The 16846-nt window shown below is 71.3% G+C and carries 17 protein-coding genes; 12 read left to right on the top strand and 5 right to left on the bottom strand.

What is annotated here, in order from left to right; all coding sequences use genetic code 11:
• Nucleotides 1–7: 7 nt before the first annotated feature.
• The 3 genes from ABZ833_RS13940 to ABZ833_RS13930 all read right to left on the bottom strand — a co-directional run bounded on the left by ABZ833_RS13940 (nucleotide 8) and on the right by ABZ833_RS13930 (nucleotide 1468).
• On the bottom strand, nucleotides 8–343 hold the full coding sequence (locus tag ABZ833_RS13940) for a small secreted hydrophilic protein (protein ID WP_361045588.1): 336 nt from the start codon (nucleotides 341–343) through the stop codon (nucleotides 8–10).
• A gap of 115 nt (nucleotides 344–458) precedes the next feature.
• Nucleotides 459–740 carry an Lrp/AsnC ligand binding domain-containing protein gene (locus ABZ833_RS13935; RefSeq protein WP_361045586.1) on the bottom strand — a complete coding sequence of 94 codons (282 nt, stop codon included), beginning with the start codon at nucleotides 738–740 and terminating at the stop codon, nucleotides 459–461.
• Complete coding sequence (locus ABZ833_RS13930; RefSeq protein ID WP_361045583.1) at nucleotides 737–1468, bottom strand: rhomboid family intramembrane serine protease; 732 nt, start codon at nucleotides 1466–1468, stop codon at nucleotides 737–739. The genes ABZ833_RS13935 and ABZ833_RS13930 overlap by 4 nt, the downstream gene beginning before the upstream one ends.
• A gap of 138 nt (nucleotides 1469–1606) precedes the next feature.
• On the opposite strand from ABZ833_RS13930, the gene ABZ833_RS13925 reads away from it, so the two are divergent.
• From ABZ833_RS13925 to ABZ833_RS13905, 5 genes are all read left to right on the top strand, one after another.
• Nucleotides 1607–1846, top strand: a complete 240-nt coding sequence (locus tag ABZ833_RS13925; protein WP_160504588.1) for a hypothetical protein — start codon at nucleotides 1607–1609, stop codon at nucleotides 1844–1846.
• A gap of 34 nt (nucleotides 1847–1880) precedes the next feature.
• Nucleotides 1881–3230, top strand: a complete 1350-nt coding sequence (locus ABZ833_RS13920) for an NYN domain-containing protein (RefSeq protein ID WP_361045580.1) — start codon at nucleotides 1881–1883, stop codon at nucleotides 3228–3230.
• A gap of 339 nt (nucleotides 3231–3569) precedes the next feature.
• Entirely contained in the window at nucleotides 3570–4601 is a 1032-nt protein-coding gene (locus ABZ833_RS13915) for an NlpC/P60 family protein (protein ID WP_361045577.1), read from the top strand.
• Between the two features lie 272 nt (nucleotides 4602–4873).
• Nucleotides 4874–5902 carry a C40 family peptidase gene (locus tag ABZ833_RS13910; protein WP_249590380.1) on the top strand — a complete coding sequence of 343 codons (1029 nt, stop codon included), beginning with the start codon at nucleotides 4874–4876 and terminating at the stop codon, nucleotides 5900–5902.
• A 38-nt stretch (nucleotides 5903–5940) separates the two neighbouring features.
• Nucleotides 5941–7137: a hypothetical protein gene (locus tag ABZ833_RS13905; protein WP_361045574.1), complete on the top strand. Its 1197-nt coding sequence runs from the start codon at nucleotides 5941–5943 to the stop codon at nucleotides 7135–7137.
• Here ABZ833_RS13905 and ABZ833_RS13900 read toward each other — a convergent pair.
• Complete coding sequence (locus tag ABZ833_RS13900; protein WP_361045572.1) at nucleotides 7094–8362, bottom strand: glycosyltransferase family 87 protein; 1269 nt, start codon at nucleotides 8360–8362, stop codon at nucleotides 7094–7096. The genes ABZ833_RS13905 and ABZ833_RS13900 overlap by 44 nt on opposite strands.
• Before the next feature lie 114 nt (nucleotides 8363–8476).
• Here ABZ833_RS13900 and ABZ833_RS13895 point away from each other — a divergent pair, with 114 nt between their 5' ends.
• Nucleotides 8477–9619, top strand: a complete 1143-nt coding sequence (locus tag ABZ833_RS13895; protein ID WP_361045569.1) for a glycosyltransferase family 4 protein — start codon at nucleotides 8477–8479, stop codon at nucleotides 9617–9619.
• A gap of 169 nt (nucleotides 9620–9788) precedes the next feature.
• Here the strand turns inward: ABZ833_RS13895 and ABZ833_RS13890 are convergent, their stop codons facing one another.
• Nucleotides 9789–11585: an AMP-dependent synthetase/ligase gene (locus ABZ833_RS13890; protein ID WP_361045566.1), complete on the bottom strand. Its 1797-nt coding sequence runs from the start codon at nucleotides 11583–11585 to the stop codon at nucleotides 9789–9791.
• Between the two features lie 318 nt (nucleotides 11586–11903).
• On the opposite strand from ABZ833_RS13890, the gene ABZ833_RS13885 reads away from it, so the two are divergent.
• From ABZ833_RS13885 to ABZ833_RS13860, 6 genes are all read left to right on the top strand, one after another.
• Entirely contained in the window at nucleotides 11904–12674 is a 771-nt protein-coding gene (locus tag ABZ833_RS13885) for a metallophosphoesterase (RefSeq protein ID WP_361045563.1), read from the top strand.
• Nucleotides 12675–12764: 90 nt separating this feature from the next.
• Nucleotides 12765–13208: an SRPBCC family protein gene (locus ABZ833_RS13880; protein WP_249590386.1), complete on the top strand. Its 444-nt coding sequence runs from the start codon at nucleotides 12765–12767 to the stop codon at nucleotides 13206–13208.
• 78 nt (nucleotides 13209–13286) lie between these two features.
• Nucleotides 13287–14432, top strand: a complete 1146-nt coding sequence (locus tag ABZ833_RS13875) for an ArsA-related P-loop ATPase (RefSeq protein WP_361045560.1) — start codon at nucleotides 13287–13289, stop codon at nucleotides 14430–14432.
• Nucleotides 14433–14503: 71 nt separating this feature from the next.
• Nucleotides 14504–14974, top strand: coding sequence for a DUF5304 domain-containing protein (locus ABZ833_RS13870; protein ID WP_249590388.1), 471 nt, complete (start codon nucleotides 14504–14506; stop codon nucleotides 14972–14974).
• Between the two features lie 54 nt (nucleotides 14975–15028).
• Nucleotides 15029–15970, top strand: a complete 942-nt coding sequence (locus ABZ833_RS13865; RefSeq protein WP_249590389.1) for an ROK family glucokinase — start codon at nucleotides 15029–15031, stop codon at nucleotides 15968–15970.
• Between the two features lie 108 nt (nucleotides 15971–16078).
• Nucleotides 16079–16834, top strand: coding sequence for an endonuclease/exonuclease/phosphatase family protein (locus tag ABZ833_RS13860; RefSeq protein WP_361045556.1), 756 nt, complete (start codon nucleotides 16079–16081; stop codon nucleotides 16832–16834).
• The last annotated feature ends 12 nt before the right edge of the window (nucleotides 16835–16846 follow it).

Here is a 16846-nt window from a genome sequence, read left to right as displayed (position 1 = left end):
CGGGCGCTCAGCCGTCGTCACCGGGGCCGTCGTCGTCGTTGTCGCCCTGGCCGCTGCCTTCGTTGCCGTCGTCGTCGTTGTCATCGCCCGAGGAATTCTCGCTCACCGGCGGCGGGGACACCGTCTCGTCGCTCGGCGTCGGTCGCGGGGTGGTGGGCTTCGATGACGGTGAGGAGGGCGCTGACGGCGAGGACGACGAGGACGGCGAGCCGCTCTCCAGCTCCACCTTGGGCGGGGCCTTGGGAGGCTCGGGGCTGTCGGTCAGGGCGTAGCTGGTCGCGGCGATGCCGAGCGGGATCGCCACGACGGCGGCCAGGGCCGCCATGCGGTGGGAGAAGACCATGCGTGCGAGCGTGCGGGGCGCAGTGCGTGAGCAGCATGAGCCGCAGATGAAGAAACCCTCATCCGGCGTCCGGGCGCGGACGCCTACGCGTCGGGCCGGGCCGGGCGTGGACGGCCTAGGAGTCGAGGCCGATCGCGAACGCCGCTTCCAGGTCGTGCTGCGAGTACGTGCGGAACGCGACGTGCGTGTCCGTCCCCTCCACGCCCGGGATCTTGCTGATCTTGCCGGGGATGACGTCGGCCAGGTCGTCGTGGCGCCCGACGCGCACCATGGCGATCAGGTCGTACGTACCGGTCACGGAGAAGACCTCGCTGACACAGTCGAGGGCGGCGATCGACTCGGCGATCTCCGGGATCCGGTCCACGCTGGTCTTGATGAGCACGATCGCGGTGATCACGGCTGACTGTCTCCCTCTGTGGCCGGTGCTGGCCTCTTCACTCTAGCCGTCCTGCCATAGCGCACCCATGCGTAGAGAAAGCCCAGCGAGAAGCCCACGAGATGGGCCAGATACGCGACACCGGGCCCCTGGCCGCCCTGCAGCGCGGCCAGCCACTGGAGCGCCACCCAGAACGGCAGCACCACCCACGCCGGGAAGCGCAGCGGCAGGAAGAAGAGGAACGGGAAGAGACTGGTGACGCGCGCCTTGGGGAAGAGGCGCAGAAAGGCCCCGAGCACCGCGGAGATCGCCCCCGACGCGCCCACCAGGGTCTGGTCGGATCCCGCGTGCGCGACCGCGTAGGCGAACAGGGCGAGATAGCCGCAGCCGAGGTAGAAGAGCGCGAACTGGAGGTGCCCCATCCGCTCCTCGGCCATCGCCCCGAAGACGTAGAGGAAGAGCATGTTGCCCAGGAGGTGCAGCCAGCTGCCGTGCACGAAGAGGGCGGTGGCCGGGGCGAGCAAGGGCCGCAGCGCCCCGCTGAACAGCTCGGAGGGGACCACGCCCCAGCGCTCGAAGTAGGCCTGCTGGGCGGCGAGCAGCTCGTCGCCCGTGCCGTACACCGGATTGAACCCGGACACCGGGGAGATCAGGAAGACCAGAGAGCAGGCGGCGATCAGGCCGTACGTCACCGGGGCCGACTGCCCCCTGAGCATTCGGCCCGCCGTCGTACCCCATGTCTTGATCATGAACAGAGCATGACGTAAGCGCAGCAAACCGTACAGACCGCCCCGCCGCGTGGGAGGCCGCCGCATGGAGACCCTTACAGGCCTTAGGGTTACGGGCACCACGCACCATGGAATTCCGAAGGAAAGCGAACAGCCACGATGACGGTTCCCCTGCCGACCGACACCACCAGGTGGCGCTGCCAGCTCTGCGGCAACCTCACGCGTTTCGACGTGACCCGCTCGTCGAAGGTCGTCGAATATGTGCACCTCGACCTGGCCGGTGAGTCGAACGTCGAGGAACGTGAGGTGGTCAGTGAGACCATCGAGTCGGTGCGCTGCCGCTGGTGCAATGCGGTGGACCAGGTGGAACTCGTGGACAGGCCGGGCGCCGGCTCCTGAGGGAGCGGGCCCCGCACAGGTAGTGGGGTGACGGATGGTGGAGAGCGCAAGCGGGGAGCCGGACGACGGCACCGCTGAGGTGCTCGACCGTCCGCTGCCCGACGGAGTGCGCCGGCGGGTCGTCCAGATCGTCTCGGACGGCTTCGGCGGCCTCACGGTCAGCGAACTGCCCGCACAGCTGAGGCAGTACGCCCGCTTCACGCCGACGCGGCGCACGAAGTTCGCGGGCAACGCCATGGCGACCGCCCTGGAGGGCGACCCGCTCTTCCGGCAGCGCATCGGCGAACGTCTCAGAGAGGCGCAGCCCGAGCTCACCGGCGCCCTGGACGCGGGTTCACCACCCCCGGCCGCGGACCCCCTCGACGTGGCGGCCGCGGCCTATGTGCTGCGTCCCACCGGCTGGGTGAAGCTGGTGACCGCCGCGGGCGAGGAGGCCCTGCGGGCGGACGCCGAGCGCGTCGACGACGAGACGCGGGCGGAGCTCGAACGGCTGCGCGAGGAGCTTGCGGCGGCCCGCGGCCACACGAAGGCCGAGACCGAACGGCTGCGCACGGAGCTGGAGTCGGCGAAGAAGGAAGCCGAATCGATGCATCGCAAGCTGCGCGGCGCCCTCAGCGACGTCAAGCGCGGCGAGGCGGCCCTGCGCAAGGCCGCCGCCGAGTCCGATGCCGCGCGGGCCGAGGGTCAGGCGCAGTTGTCCGCCGCCGAGAGCGAGGCCCGGCGGCTCAAGGCGCGGCTCAGCGAGACCGAGGCCGCCCTGGAGGCCAGCCGCAGGGCGGCGCGCGAGGGCCGCAGCGTCGAGGACATGCGGGTGCGGCTGCTGCTCGACACGGTCCTTGAGTCCGCCCAGGGGCTGCGCCGTGAACTGGCCCTGCCGCCCGTCTCCGTGCGGCCCGCCGAGACCGTGGACGCCGTCGAGCCGGGGCGCATGACCCCGAAGGACATCGCCGCCCGCGCGCTCTCCGAGAACGACCCGGCGATCATCGACCAGCTGCTCGCGCTGCCGCAGGCGCACATGGTCGTGGACGGCTACAACGTCACCAAGACCGGCTATCCGACGATGCCCCTGGAGAAGCAGCGGCTGCGGCTGCTCGGCTCGCTCTCCCAGCTCGCCGCGCAGACCGGCGCCGAGATGACCTGCGTCTTCGACGGGGCCGAACTCGCCGCGCCCGTGCTGCTCGCGCCGCCGCGCGGGGTGCGGGTGCTGTTCTCGAAGGCCGGCGTCACCGCGGACGAACTGATCCGCCAGCTGGTGCGCGCGGAGCCTCCGGGGCGCCCTGTGGTGGTCGTGTCGACCGACCGCGAAGTGGCCGACGGGATCGCGAAGGCGGGGGCGCGCCCGGTTGCTTCGGCCGTCCTCCTGAAGCGGCTTTCGCGCGGCTGACGCAGGCCGCTTCCGCATGGCTGACGCAGCCCACTTCCGCATGGCTGACGTACGTCGCTTTCATCGCCAAAGGGCGCGCAAGTAACTCCTGTTCCCTATGCCCGAATTGGGGCGTCGGCTACGCGACGTAGCGTCAATTGATCATCACTGCCTGTGCGTTATCGGTAAAATATGCGCCCCGCACCCCGCTTTTTGGCGGTCAGGATTTGAACTGATCACAAGAAGGTCACTAGGGTCTCGCCTCGAACCTCCGCTCGGTTGATCACCCATCCGGGGTGACAGCGGTGGTACCCGCCCGCCGGATCTCGGCAGGCGGCTGGAGGAGAAGGAGCCGCCTTCGTGGCGTCCCACCGCCGACCCAAGCAGCCGAGCCGCGCGCGGGTGACCGTGCTCACCGCGACCGCCGCCGCTGCCGTCGCACTCACCTCCCAGGCGGCCAACGCGACGCCGAGTGAGAAGCCGAGCAAGGACGAGGTCAAGTCCAAGGTCGACAAGCTCTACGAGGACGCGGGCCGGGCCACCGACCGGTACAACGGCGCCAAGGAGAAGCAGGAGAAGCTCGAGAAGGAGATCGGCGAGCTTCAGGACAAGGTCGCCCGCGGCCAGGAGGACCTCAACGACCTGCGCGGCGGCCTCGGTTCGATGGCCAGCGCGCAGTACCGCTCCGGCGGCCTCGACCCCTCCGTCCAGCTCTTCCTCTCGGCCGACCCGGACGACTACCTCGACAAGGCGTCGACCATGGACCAGCTGAGCGGTCAGCAGGTCGAGGCGCTCAAGAAGGTCCAGGAGAAGCAGCGGACCCTCGCGCAGGAGCGCAAGGAGGCTTCCGACAAGCTCAAGGACCTCGCCGACACGCGCAAGGAACTGGGCAAGAAGAAGAAGGAAGTCCAGAGCAAGCTCGGCGAGGCCCAGCAGCTGCTCAATACCCTCACCGCCAAGGAGAAGCAGGCCCTCGCCGCCAAGGAGACCCGCGCGAGCCGCGACGCCGGCGACCGTGTGGACCTAGGCAAGGAGGTGCCGGCCTCGCAGCGCGGCCAGGCCGCCCTGAGCGCCGCCGCCACGCAGATCGGCAAGCCCTACGTCTCCGGCGGCAGCGGCCCCAACTCCTACGACTGCTCCGGCCTCACGCAGTGGGCGTACAACCAGGCCGGTGTGCAGATCACCCGGACCACGTACACCCAGCAGAACGACGGCACGAAGATCGGCCGGGGCGAGCTGAAGCCCGGCGACCTGGTGTTCTTCAACAGCCTCGCGCACGTCGGCTTCTACGCGGGCAACGGCCAGGTGCTCCACGCCCCCAAGCCGGGTGCCGTGGTGCGCTACGAGTCGATGTCCACCATCGGCTCCTTCCAGTTCGGCGTCCGCATCTGACGCTCCCCGGCCGGGGTTCACCCCCGGACGTCCGCATCTGAAACGACCGGAGTGCCGCCCAAACGGGCGAATTACGGCAACTCCCGCTGACCCCGCGCCCCGTCGGTGACCTGCGTCTCCGGCGGGGCGTCACGTTGTGTGCACGGCCGGGTCTTTGGCCGTGACGTGGTCCCACGGCTACTGTCGCGCGCATTCCCCCGACGGATCGGGGGGACTTTCCCCCGGTTCGTCCTTCGTCCGGGGGTCCGTCAGCGGAGGGAGAGCGGCTTCCCGTGGGGTCCCATCGTCGTCCCGCGCTGTCCGGCCTGGACCGGAGCACGCGCGTAACCGTCCTGTCAGCCGCCGCGGCAACCGCCGCGGCCGCCCTCGCCGCCACACCGGCGGGCGCCGCACCGCAGGACACCCCGGCCACCACCAAGGCCAAGGTGGACCGCCTCTTCGAGCAGGCCGAGAAGGCCACCGAGGCGTACAACAAGGCCGACGAGCGCGCGGACACGCTGCGCAAGCAGGTCGAGCGGGCCAAGGACAGCGTCGCCCGCGGCCAGGAGCGCATCAACACCATGCGCGGCGCGCTCGGTTCGCTCGCCGGGGCGCAGTACCGCTCGGGCGGCATCGACCCCTCCCTCGCCCTGGTGCTCTCCTCCGACCCGGACGCCTATCTGGACAAGGCGGCGGCCCTCGACCGCATCAGCGCCCGGCAGGCCGGTGAGCTCACCGATCTGCAGAAGGCCCAGCGCAGCCTCGCCCAGGAGCGCACGGAGGCCGGGCACAAGCTCTCCGAGCTGGAGAAGAGCCGCACCGCGGTGGCCCGCCACAAGCGGAGCGTCGAGCACAAGCTCGCCAAGGCGCGCAAGCTGCTCAACTCCCTGTCCGCGCAGGACCGGGAGGGGTACGACAGGGCTTCGCGCTCCGGACGCGACGACATGCCGGACCTCGGGGGCGCCGCGCCGTCCTCCTCGCGGGCCGCTGCCGCCATCGCCGCGGCCCGCTCTGCCGTCGGCAAGCCCTACGTGTGGGGCGCCAACGGTCCGTCTGGCTTCGACTGTTCGGGCCTCACGCAGTGGTCGTACGCACAGGCGGGCGTCGGCCTGCCGCGCACCTCGCAGGCCCAGCGGTACGCGGGGCGCCAGGTGCCCATGTCCCAGGCGCAGCCCGGTGACCTCGTGGCCTACCGCGACGACGCAAGCCACATCGGGATGTACATGGGCAACGGCCAGGTCGTGCACGCGCCCTACCCCGGAGCGCCCGTGCGCTACGACCCGGTCGGCATGATGCCGGTGTCGTCGGTGACGCGGATCTGACCGTCCGCCCGCGGCCCGCTGCCCGTACGATCTGAAACGTGGCTGGTCGCGGGCGTGGGTCGTGGGTCCTTGGAATCTGTGTCGCCCTGCTCGTCGGGTGCGGCGGTCCTTCGGCGCCCGATGCCGCGCCCTCGGACGTGCGCAGGATGCTCGACCGGCGCGCGGACGCGGTGCTCGACCGGGACGCGAAGGCGTACCGCGCGACGGGCCGCGATACCGAGGCCGACGAGGCCTGGGACAACCTGCGCGACGTGCCGCTCGATTCCTGGCAGTACCGCCTGACGGGCTTCGAGCGCAGCGGCACGCGGGCCACGGCCACCGCGGACCTGCGGTACCGCATCAAGGGCTACGACAGCGAGCCGCTCACCACCTCGCGCACGCTCACGCTCCAGGAGCGCGACGGAGGGTGGTACGTCGCCGCTGAGCGCCCCGCCAAGAAGGCCACGCAGCAACTCTGGGACCAGGGGCCCGTCACGTCCGTACGGGGCACTCACAGCCTCGTCCTCGGCGTCGGGCGCAGCGAGCGGGACAGGACGACCCTGCGCGAGTACGCGGACCTCGCCGACCGCGCGGTTCCCCTGGTGCGCGGCGCCTGGCCGGGGAAGTGGCCGCAGCGGGTCGTCGTCCTGGTGCCCAAGTCCCTGGACGGCATGGCGGGGCTGCTCGGGTCGCCCGCTTCCGGGTATCAGGGGATCGCGGCGGTGACCACGGGCGAGGCGGGCGGCTCCGGGTCCGCGCCCGCCGACCGGATCATCGTCAACCCCGAGGCGTACGGAGTGCTCGGCGACTTCGGCAAGCAGGTCGTCCTCACGCACGAGACGACCCATGTCGCCACCCGCGCGCACACCTCGCAGGCGACCCCGCTGTGGCTCTCCGAAGGCTTCGCCGACTGGGTGGGCTACCGCGGCACGGGCCGCACCGCCGCACAGGCCGCCCCCGAACTGCGCCGCGCCGTCCAGCGGGAGCAGCTGCCCGGCGCGCTCCCCGAGGACGACGCGTTCGGCTTCAGCGGGGACGCGGGGAAGCTGGCCCAGGCGTACGAAGGGTCGTGGCTGGCCTGCCGGATGATCGCCGACCAGTGGGGCGAGGAGAACCTGACGGGCTTCTACGAAGCGGTCGGCGCGCACAAGAAGCGGCCGGGTGCGGTGGAGGACGCGCTCAGGGACGTCCTGGACACCACCCCGGAGGACTTCACGGCGCGCTGGCGTACGTATCTGCGCGCGGAGCTCGGCTGACGTCCGCGGACGCCGACGCGCGCTCACGGCCCCGGGGTTCGGACACCGTCTGCCGCCACAGGTTCCGGCAGGCGATCAGGGCCGCCGCGACGAGCAGACCGTTGCGTACGAAGAGCAGCGCGATGCCCAGCGGATCGCTCGCCACCACGTGCGAGAACCAGATCGGGAACTCCAGGAACGTGACGAACGTGGCCGCGAGCACCAGGCGCGCGGGCAGCACCATGCGGCTCGCACGGAACGCCATGCACACGGCGGCGACCCCGACCAGCCACAGGAGGTACTGCGGGCTGATCACCCGGCTCGTCGCGGTGAACAGCAGTACGGCGACGAAGGCCGCGTCCGCGACCGTGCTCGCCGACCAGGCACGCGCGCGAAGCCGCCACACGAGCAGCCAGCACAGGGCCGCCACGGAGAGCCCCTGGGCCACCGTGCTGACCAGCGGGACGTACGGGCCGAGGAACTCCACCGAGCCGTAGTTGAGCTGCACCTCGCCCTGCCAGCCGAGGTGGCGTGCGACGTGGAAGACGAGCGCGCCGAGCGACTCGACCTCGGTGCCGCGGTCGCGCTGGAAGGTCAGGAAGGCCAGCGCGCCGGGCATCGTCACCAGGAAGGCGAGGGTCAGGCCGAGGGCGGTGGCGGCCGCCGCGCTCCAGGAGCTCCGGGTGGCACGCGCGCGTGGCGTGCCGATGAGCAGCAGGGCGGGCCACACCTTGAGCAGCGCGCCGAACCCCGCGAGCGCCCCCATCGTGCGGGGATGCCGTGCCCCGGCGAGCAGCGAGGCCACCGCGACGGCCGTGACCATCACGTCGTAACGGGCGTACACGGTCGGCCCGAGCAGCGCCACGCCCACGACCCACACCCAGGCCCCCCTCAGGGACTTGCCGGGCCGCAGGCCCGCGTACAGGAGCAGCCCGCAGACGAGCGCGTCGGCGAGGAGGGCGAGCACGAAGAAGGCCGTGGCGTAGCCGAGGAAGGGCAGCAGGCCGGGGGAGAGGATCGCCAGGGCGGCGGCGGGCGGGTACTGCCAGGTGACGTCGTCGAGCGGGAAGGTGCCGGTGCGCAGGACCTCGTACCAGCCCTGGTAGATGACGGAGACGTCGCTGGTCACGTCGGGGCCCGGCGCGGTGAGCACCTTGAGGACACAGAGCAGAAGCACGGTCCTGGTCAAGGCCCAGACGGTCAGGATCCGCACCACGCGCACCACGCCCCTTTTCGGATACTTCATTGTGGTTCGGTGCATCATGATGCCGGGCGCGGCCGCGAATGGGCCAAGAGGCGGGGCCGGTCGAGGGGCGAGGCCGTTCCACGCCTTCGCGGGCTTTCGGTACTGTCGGCGACGATGCACAAGACCCTGATCGTCACGAACGACTTCCCGCCCAGGCCCGGTGGCATCCAGGCGTTCCTGCACAACATGGCGCTGCGCCTGGACCCCGAACAGCTCGTCGTCTACGCCTCCACGTGGAAGCGGGGGCGCGAGGGCGCCGATGCGACGGCCGCCTTCGACGCCGAGCAGCCCTTCAAGGTCGTACGCGACCCCACGACGATGCTGCTCCCGACCCCGCGCGTCACGCGGCGCGCGGTCTCGCTCCTGCGGGAACACGGCTGTGAGTCGGTGTGGTTCGGGGCGGCGGCGCCGCTGGGTCTGATGAGCCCGGCGCTGCGGAAGGCGGGCGCGAGGCGTCTTGTCGCCACGACGCACGGGCACGAGGCGGGCTGGGCCCAGCTGCCCGCGTCACGCCAACTGCTCCGCCGCATCGGCGATTCGACGGACACGATCACCTATCTGGGTGAGTACACGCGCTCGCGCATCGCCGCGGCGCTGAGCCCCGCGGCGGCCGGGCGGATGGTCCAACTGCCGCCCGGCGTCGACGAGAAGACCTTCCACCCCGGCTCCGGCGGGGACGCCGTGCGGGCCCGGCTCGGTCTGACGGACCGCCCGGTCGTGGTGTGCGTCTCGCGTCTGGTGCCGCGCAAGGGACAGGACACGCTGATCCTGGCCATGCCGAGGATTCTGGCGGCGGCGCCTGAAGCGGTGCTCCTGATCGTCGGGGGTGGCCCCTACGAGAAGGAGCTGCGGAAGCTGGCCGCCGAGACCCGGGTCTCGGACTCGGTTCGCTTCACCGGGGCGGTGCCCTGGGAGGAACTCCCCGCGCACTACGGCGCGGGGGACGTCTTCGCCATGCCGTGCAGGACCCGGCGGGGCGGCCTTGACGTGGAGGGCCTAGGGATCGTCTACCTGGAGGCTTCGGCGACCGGCCTCCCGGTCGTGGCCGGGGACTCCGGCGGGGCGCCGGACGCGGTGCTCGACGGTGAGACGGGCTGGGTCGTCCGGGGCGGCTCCCCGGAGGAGGCCGCGGACCGGATCGTCACCCTGCTCGGCGATGCGGAGTTGCGGCAGCGCATGGGGGAGCGGGGCCGGGAGTGGGTGGAGGAGCGGTGGCGCTGGGATCTCCTGGCGGAGAGGCTGCGGGAGCTGCTGTAGCGCCTGGCGGGGTGCCGCTTGGGGCTGTCGTGCGACTGACTGCCGTCATCGGCTGAGCGCGCAGTTCCCCGCGCCCCGTCAGGGGCGCGGGGAACTGCGCGAGCAACCACATGTGACCGGCAGCCGCGAGAGAACAGGGCCCCCACGGCGAGTGGGCGCCCCGCCAACGCTACCCGCGGTAAATCGCCTCGATCTCGTCCGCGTAGTCCTTCGCCACCACATTCCGCTTCAGCTTCAGCGAAGGCGTCAGGTGACCCGACTCCTCCGTGAACTGCGAGGCGAGGACACGGAACTTGCGGACCGACTCCGCCTTGGAGACCGCCGCGTTGCCGTCGTCCACCGCGCTCTGGATCTCCGCGAGGAAGTCCGCGTCCTCCCGCAGGGAAGCCGCCGTGGAGTCCGCGGGCTTCCCGTGGTCCAGGGCCCAGCGGCCCACGAACTCGTCGTCCACCGTGACGAGCGCGCCCACGAAGGGCCGGCCGTCGCCCACGACCATGCACTCCGCGACAAGGGCGTGCGCGCGGATGCGGTCCTCGATCACCGCGGGGGCGACGTTCTTGCCGCCCGCCGTCACGATGATCTCCTTCTTGCGGCCGGTGATCCGGAGGTAGCCGTCCTCGTCGAGCGTGCCGATGTCGCCCGTGTGGAACCAGCCGTCGGCGAGCGCCTCTTCGGTTGCGCCCTCGTTGTTCCAGTACTCCGTGAACAGGTGCTCGCCGTGCAGCAGCACCTCGCCGTCGTCGGCGATCCGGACGACCGAGCCGGGCAGCGGCTGGCCGACCGTGCCGATCTTCTGGCGGTCCCAGGGGTTGAAGGCCGTGGCCGCACACGACTCGGTGAGGCCGTAGCCCTCGAGGACCGTGAAGCCGATACCGCGGAAGAAGTGGCCGAGGCGCTCGCCGAGCGGCGCGCCGCCCGAGATCGCGTACTCGCCGCGACCGCCGAGGACGGCCCGCAGCTTGCTGTAGACCAGCTTGTCGAACGTCTTGTACTTGATCTTCAGGCCGAGCGAGGGGCCGCTCGGGGTGTCGAGCGCGCGGCTGTACGCGATCGCCGTGTCCGCGGCCTTGTCGAAGATCTTGCCCTTGCCGTCGGCCTGCGCCTTGGCGCGCGCAGAGTTGTAGACCTTCTCGAAGACGCGCGGGACGCCCAGGATCATGGTCGGCCGGAACGACGCCAGCTCGTCCGTGAGGTTCTTGACGTCCGGCGCGTGGCCCAGCTTGATCGGCGCCATCAGCGCGGCGACCTCGACCAGGCGCCCGAAGACATGCGCGACGGGAAGGAAGAGGAGGACGGAGCACTCACCGGTACGGAACAGCGGCTTCAGGCGCTCCACCACGTTCCCGCACTCGGCGAAGAAGCTGCGGTGCGTGAGGACACAGCCCTTGGGGCGGCCCGTGGTGCCCGAGGTGTAGACGATGGTGGCCGGGTCGTCGGCGCCCGCGACCGCGCTGCGCTCGTCGACGGTCTCCTCGGAGACGTCGGCGCCCGCGCGGTTCAGCTCGGCGACGCCGCCGCGGTCGATCTGCCAGACGTTGACCAGGTCGGGAAGGCGGTCGCGCACGGAGTCGACGGCGGCGCTGTGCGCGTCGAGCTCCACGATGATGGCCACGGCGCCGGAGTCGCCGAGGATCCACTGGATCTGCTCGGCCGAGCTCGTCTCGTACACCGGCACGGTGACCGCGCCCGCGCTCCAGATCGCGAAGTCGAGGAGCGTCCACTCGTAGCGGGTGCGGGACATCAGGGCGACGCGGTCGCCGGGGCGCACTCCGGAGGCGATGAGCCCCTTCGCTGCGGCGCGCACCTCGACGAGGAATGTCTTGGCGTTGACGTCCTGCCAGGTGCCGTTCACCTTGCGGCCGATGACGGCGACATCCGGGTGCTGCGCGGCATTTCTGCGGACGATGTCGGTCAGGTTGCCGTCCGCAGGGACCTCGTACAGGGCCGGAAGGCTGAACTCGCGCAAGACTGCTGCTCCTACATAGGGCGCCGGCGCCACGACGTTGTGCGATGCGACGGTGCGGTCCAAGATCGGGCAGGTGCTCCGTGGAAATGGGGGGAAAGAAGGCTGGAGCACTACTGGACTGCCCGGACGTTACCCATGGGTATGGCTTGTTCGGTAGGGGGTCCGGGCCAGATGTTCGGTGCGTCACACGACGTTGTGGTCTGAACCGCACAGTACGCCACGCCATTCCCGACTCGGAAGTAACCGCAGGTCCGCCCCCTTCTCCATGCTTCTCGGGGCCTCTACCCACGTTTGCCCGCTCGTTCTAGGGTGATCGGCATGCCAGGTTTCCGGGTCAATGTGGTCAGTGACGTGCACGGCAACACAAAGGATCTCGCCCGCGCGGGCGAGGGAGCCGACGCGCTCATCTGTCTCGGCGACCTGGTGCTCTTCCTCGACTACGCCGACCACTCGCGCGGCATCTTCCCCGACCTCTTCGGCGAGGAGAACGCCGACCGCCTCGTCGAGCTGCGCACCGCGCGCCGATTCGACGAGGCCAGGGACTTCGGCGCCCGGCTGTGGGCGGGGATGGACCGCGGTCCTGCCATCGAGGGGGCGGTGCGCAAGCAGTACGCCGAGATGTTCGCCGCCTTCCCCACGCCGACGTACGCCACGTACGGCAATGTCGACATACCGACCCTCTGGTCCGAGTACGCGGGCCCCGGCACCACCGTCCTGGACGGTGGACGGGCCGAGATCGGCGGCCGGGTCTTCGGCTTCGTCGGCGGCGGCCTGCGCACGCCCATGCGGACGCCCTACGAGATCAGCGACGAGGAGTACGCGGCCAAGGTCGAGGCCGTCGGCGAGGTCGACGTGCTCTGCACGCACATCCCGCCGGACGTCCCCGAGCTCGTGTACGACACCGTCGCGCGCCGCTTCGAGCGAGGCAGCCGGGCACTGCTCGCGGCCATTCACAAGACCCGCCCGAGGTACGCACTTTTCGGCCACGTCCATCAACCACTGACGCGGCGGATGAGGATCGGGGCGACCGAGTGTGTGAACGTGGGGCACTTCGCGAGCTCGGGCAGGCCGTGGGCCCTGGAGTGGTGACGGTCGGCCACTTCGTGCGCGGTAGCCTTCACGCGTCACACACGTAGACACCACCCCCTGTACCGGACCGCATCTGGAGGAGCCACAGCGATGGCGGAACACACCAGCTCGAGCATCACGATCGAGGCGGCACCGGCCGAGGTGATGGGAGTGATCGCCGACTTCGCGCGCTACCCGGACTGGACGGGTGAGGTGAAGGAGGCCGAGGTCCTCGACACCGACGACCAGGGCCGCGCCAAGCAGGTCCGCCTCGTCATGGACGCGGGCGCGATCAAGGACGACCAGACGCTCGGCTACACGTGGACCGGCGAGAACGAGGTCAGCTGGACCCTCGTCAAGTCGCAGATGCTGCGCTCGCTCGACGGGTCGTACCTCCTGAAGCCGTCGGGGACCGGCACGGAGGTCACGTACAAGCTGATCGTCGACGTCAAGATCCCCATGCTCGGGATGATCAAGCGCAAGGCGGAGAAGGTCATCATCGACCGGGCGCTGGCGGGCCTGAAGAAGCGAGTGGAGTCGGGTCCTCAGGACTGACCACTGCGGAGTAGCGGGTGGGTGGGCGGGAAAGATCGCCGCGAAGCGGCGGCCCGAACTCACGTACCGTTCACCCTTATGCGCACCCTCCTCATCACCGGCCCCGGCGGCTCCGGCCGAACCACAGTCGCCGCGGCCACCGCGCTGTCCGCAGCCCGCGAGGGCAACCGCAGAGTTCTCCTGATCTCCGCCGACCGAGGCATCGGTGAGGTACTCGGCGGCGAAGAGCAAGGCCTCACCGTCCGGCGGCTGACCCCCGGCGACGAGTTCCGTGACGACCTCCTCGCCCTGCAGCAGCGCGCCGGATCCGCGCTCGACCTGCTCGGTGCCGGACGCCTCGAAGGCGAGGAGCTCACCCCGCTGCCCGGCAGCGACGAGCTGGCCCTGCTGCGCGCCCTGCGCGACGCGGGGCAGGGCGCGTACGACACCGTGGTCGTGGACCTGCCCCCGGCGCCCCGCGCCCTCGCGGTCCTCGCCCTCCCCGAGCAGCTGCGCCGCTACCTGCGCAGGCTCCTTCCGGCCGAGCGGCAGGCGGCCCGCGCCCTGCGGCCCATGCTCGGCCGTATCGCGGGCGTCCCGATGCCCGCGTCCTGGCTGTACGAGACCGCGGCCCGCTGGGACATCGAACTCGCCGCCGCGCAGGCCGTGATCGAGGACCCGGGCACGACCGTCCGCCTGGTCGCCGAGCCGGGACCCGCGGGCGCCGACGCCGTGCGCGCCGCCGCCACCGGCCTCGCCCTGCAGGGCCTGCGCACCGACGCCCTGGCCGCCAACCGCGTCCTGCCCGACGACTCCGCCGGCACGTGGCTCTCCGGGCTCGTCGCCCAGCAGCGCAAGACGCTGGCCGAGTGGGAAGAGACGTACGGGGAGAGCCTCGGCCCGCTCCCGCACCTGGGGCGCGATCCGCGCGGCGCCGACGACCTGGCCGCCCTCGGGGTGCCCGCCCCCGCCGCGGCACCCGAGCCCGTGCAGTGGCCCGTCCTCGACGCCCTCGCCGACGACGGCGTACTGGTCTGGCACATCCCGCTCCCCGGAGTCGTACGCGAAGAGCTCGGCCTGATCCGGCGCGGCGACGAACTGGTCGTCACCGCAGGCCCCTTCCGGCGCATCGTCACCCTGCCCTCCGCCCTGCGCCGCTGCACCGTCGCGGGCGCCGGACTGCGCGACGGCGAGCTGCGCGTGCGGTTCACGCCCGACCCGGATCTGTGGCCGCAGACACGGTGAACGGGCAACCGCCGTTCGGGTAACGTCGAGAGTACGAATCCATAGCCGCCCTCCGCAGGAGTCTGTCCGTCATGAGCGATGCCACCGAGCGCGAAGTTCCCGAACCCGAAGCGGCCGACACCGACGCCGACGCGTGGGAGAAGGCGTGCGCCGAGGACCTCGCGGCGGAGAAGGCCCGACGCCGTGCCCAGTACGGAACGCCGCCCGGATCGGCCGCCGAGGAGCTGCGCAAGCTCGTCGACGCCGTCTCGGAGAAGCTGACCGGACTCCAGGGGCCGCTGCTCGGCGCGGTCGCGCAGGGCGCCGTCGAGCAGACCGTGAAGCAGGTCGTCCAGCAGGCGAAGGCCGCCGTCGAACCGGTCATCGAGCGCAATCCCGACGTCTTCGACCACCTCGCCGCCGCGGGCGGTGAACTGCTCGCCGCCTACCGCTCCGCGGTCGAGGGCCAGGAGGGCCGCTGGACCCGCGGGAGCGACGCGGCGAAGGGCCCGGACCCGCGCGACGAGGGCCCCGGTCCCGCGGAACACATCGACCTGGACTGACTACCCCTCGGGTACGGTTGCCCATAGCGGGGCTCGACCGAAACTGAGGGACACATGGGACTCACCATCGGCGTCGATATCGGCGGCACAAAGATCGCGGCCGGAGTGGTCGACGAAGAGGGCACCATTCTCGACACCCACAAGGTGCCCACGCCGCCGACCGCCGAAGGCATCGTGGACGCGATCTGTGCCGCCGTGTCCGGGGCCGGCAAGGGGAACGACGTGGAGGCCGTCGGCATCGGCGCCGCCGGTTACGTCGACGACAAGCGCGCCACCGTTCTCTTCGCACCGAACATCGACTGGCGCCACGAGCCGCTCAAGGACAAGGTCGAGCAGCGGGTCGGACTGCCGGTCGTCGTCGAGAACGACGCGAACGCCGCGGCCTGGGGCGAGTACCGCTTCGGCGCGGGCCAGGGCCACGAGGACGTCATCGTCATCACGCTGGGCACGGGCCTCGGCGGCGGCGTCATCATCGGCAACAAACTCCGGCGCGGGCGCTTCGGCGTGGCCGCCGAATTCGGGCACATCCGGGTCGTCCCGGACGGGCTCCTCTGCGGTTGCGGCAGCCAGGGCTGCTGGGAGCAGTACGCGTCGGGGCGCGCCCTCGTCCGGTACGGACAGCAGCGGGCCAACGCGACGCCGGAGGCCGCGGAGATCCTCCTCGGGCTCGGCGACGGCACGGTCGAAGGCATCCAGGGCAAGCACATCAGCGAGGCGGCGCGCCAGGGCGACCCGGTCGCCGTCGACTCCTACCGCGAGCTGGCCCGTTGGGCCGGAGCGGGCCTTGCCGACCTGGCCTCGCTCTTCGACCCCTCCGCGTTCATCGTGGGCGGCGGGCTCTCCGACGAGGGCGAGCTGGTGCTCGACCCGATCCGGAAGTCCTTCCGGCGGTGGCTCATCGGCGGGCAGTGGCGTCCGCATGCGCAGGTGCTGGCAGCGCAGCTGGGCAACAAGGCGGGGCTCGTGGGTGCCGCCGACCTTGCTCGGCAGGGCTAGTCGCTCCTCGGCGGTTCTTGTCGGCGCCCGTCGTCCCCTGCGGGGATGGCGGGCGCCGTGCTTTGTCGGTGCCCGCCGTGGGATGGTCCACCGGCTATCTTGATCCCCATGGTGACGCTCCCCAACTCCCGGACCGAAGACGACGGTTCAGCCGTGGTCCGGGTGCTCAGTTACAACATCCGGTCCATGCGGGACGACACCGACGCGCTGGCCCGGGTCATCGCCGCGTGCGCGCCCGACCTCGTACTCGTCCAGGAAGCGCCCCGCTTCTTCCGGTGGCGCAAGAAGCTGGCGCGGCTCGCCCGCGCCGCCGATCTGGTGATGCTCTCGGGCGGCGCCACCGCCTCGGGGCCCGCTCTGCTCTGCTCGCTGCGGGCCACCGTCGAGCGGACCGAGGACGTGCTGCTTCCGCTGACGCCCGGCCTGCACCGGCGCGGCTTCGCGACCGCTGTCGTGCGGTTCGGTGGCGCCAGGCTCGGCGTCCTGAGCTGTCATCTGAGCCTGCAGACCGACGAGCGGTACGCACAGGGCGGGATGCTGCTCGACCGCCTCGCCGGGATGGGCGTGGAGCACGCCGTCGCGGGCGGTGACCTCAATGACCGGCCCAAGGGGCGCACGTTCCGCAGGCTCGCAACGGAGCTGCGGGACTGCTGGGCGACCGCGCCCTGGGGCGGCGAGAACACCTCGACGCCGGGGGACCCGCACCAGCGCATCGACGCGATCTTCGCGACGGCCGGGGTCGAGGTCATCGGCTGCGGTGTGCCGTGGGAGCTCGACGGGGTGAGCGAGGCGGATCTGCGGGCGGCCACCGACCATCTGCCGGTGCTCGCCGCCCTCAGGATCCCCGCAGCCGAGAGGCCCTAGACCCCTAGCCCC

Origin of the sequence: Streptomyces sp. NPDC047525 (genome assembly GCF_040643025.1) — a bacterium.
GTDB lineage: Bacteria > Actinomycetota > Actinomycetes > Streptomycetales > Streptomycetaceae > Streptomyces > Streptomyces durmitorensis.
Note: the sequence above shows the minus strand (reverse complement) of the source record. Positions and strands in the feature narration are given on the sequence as shown.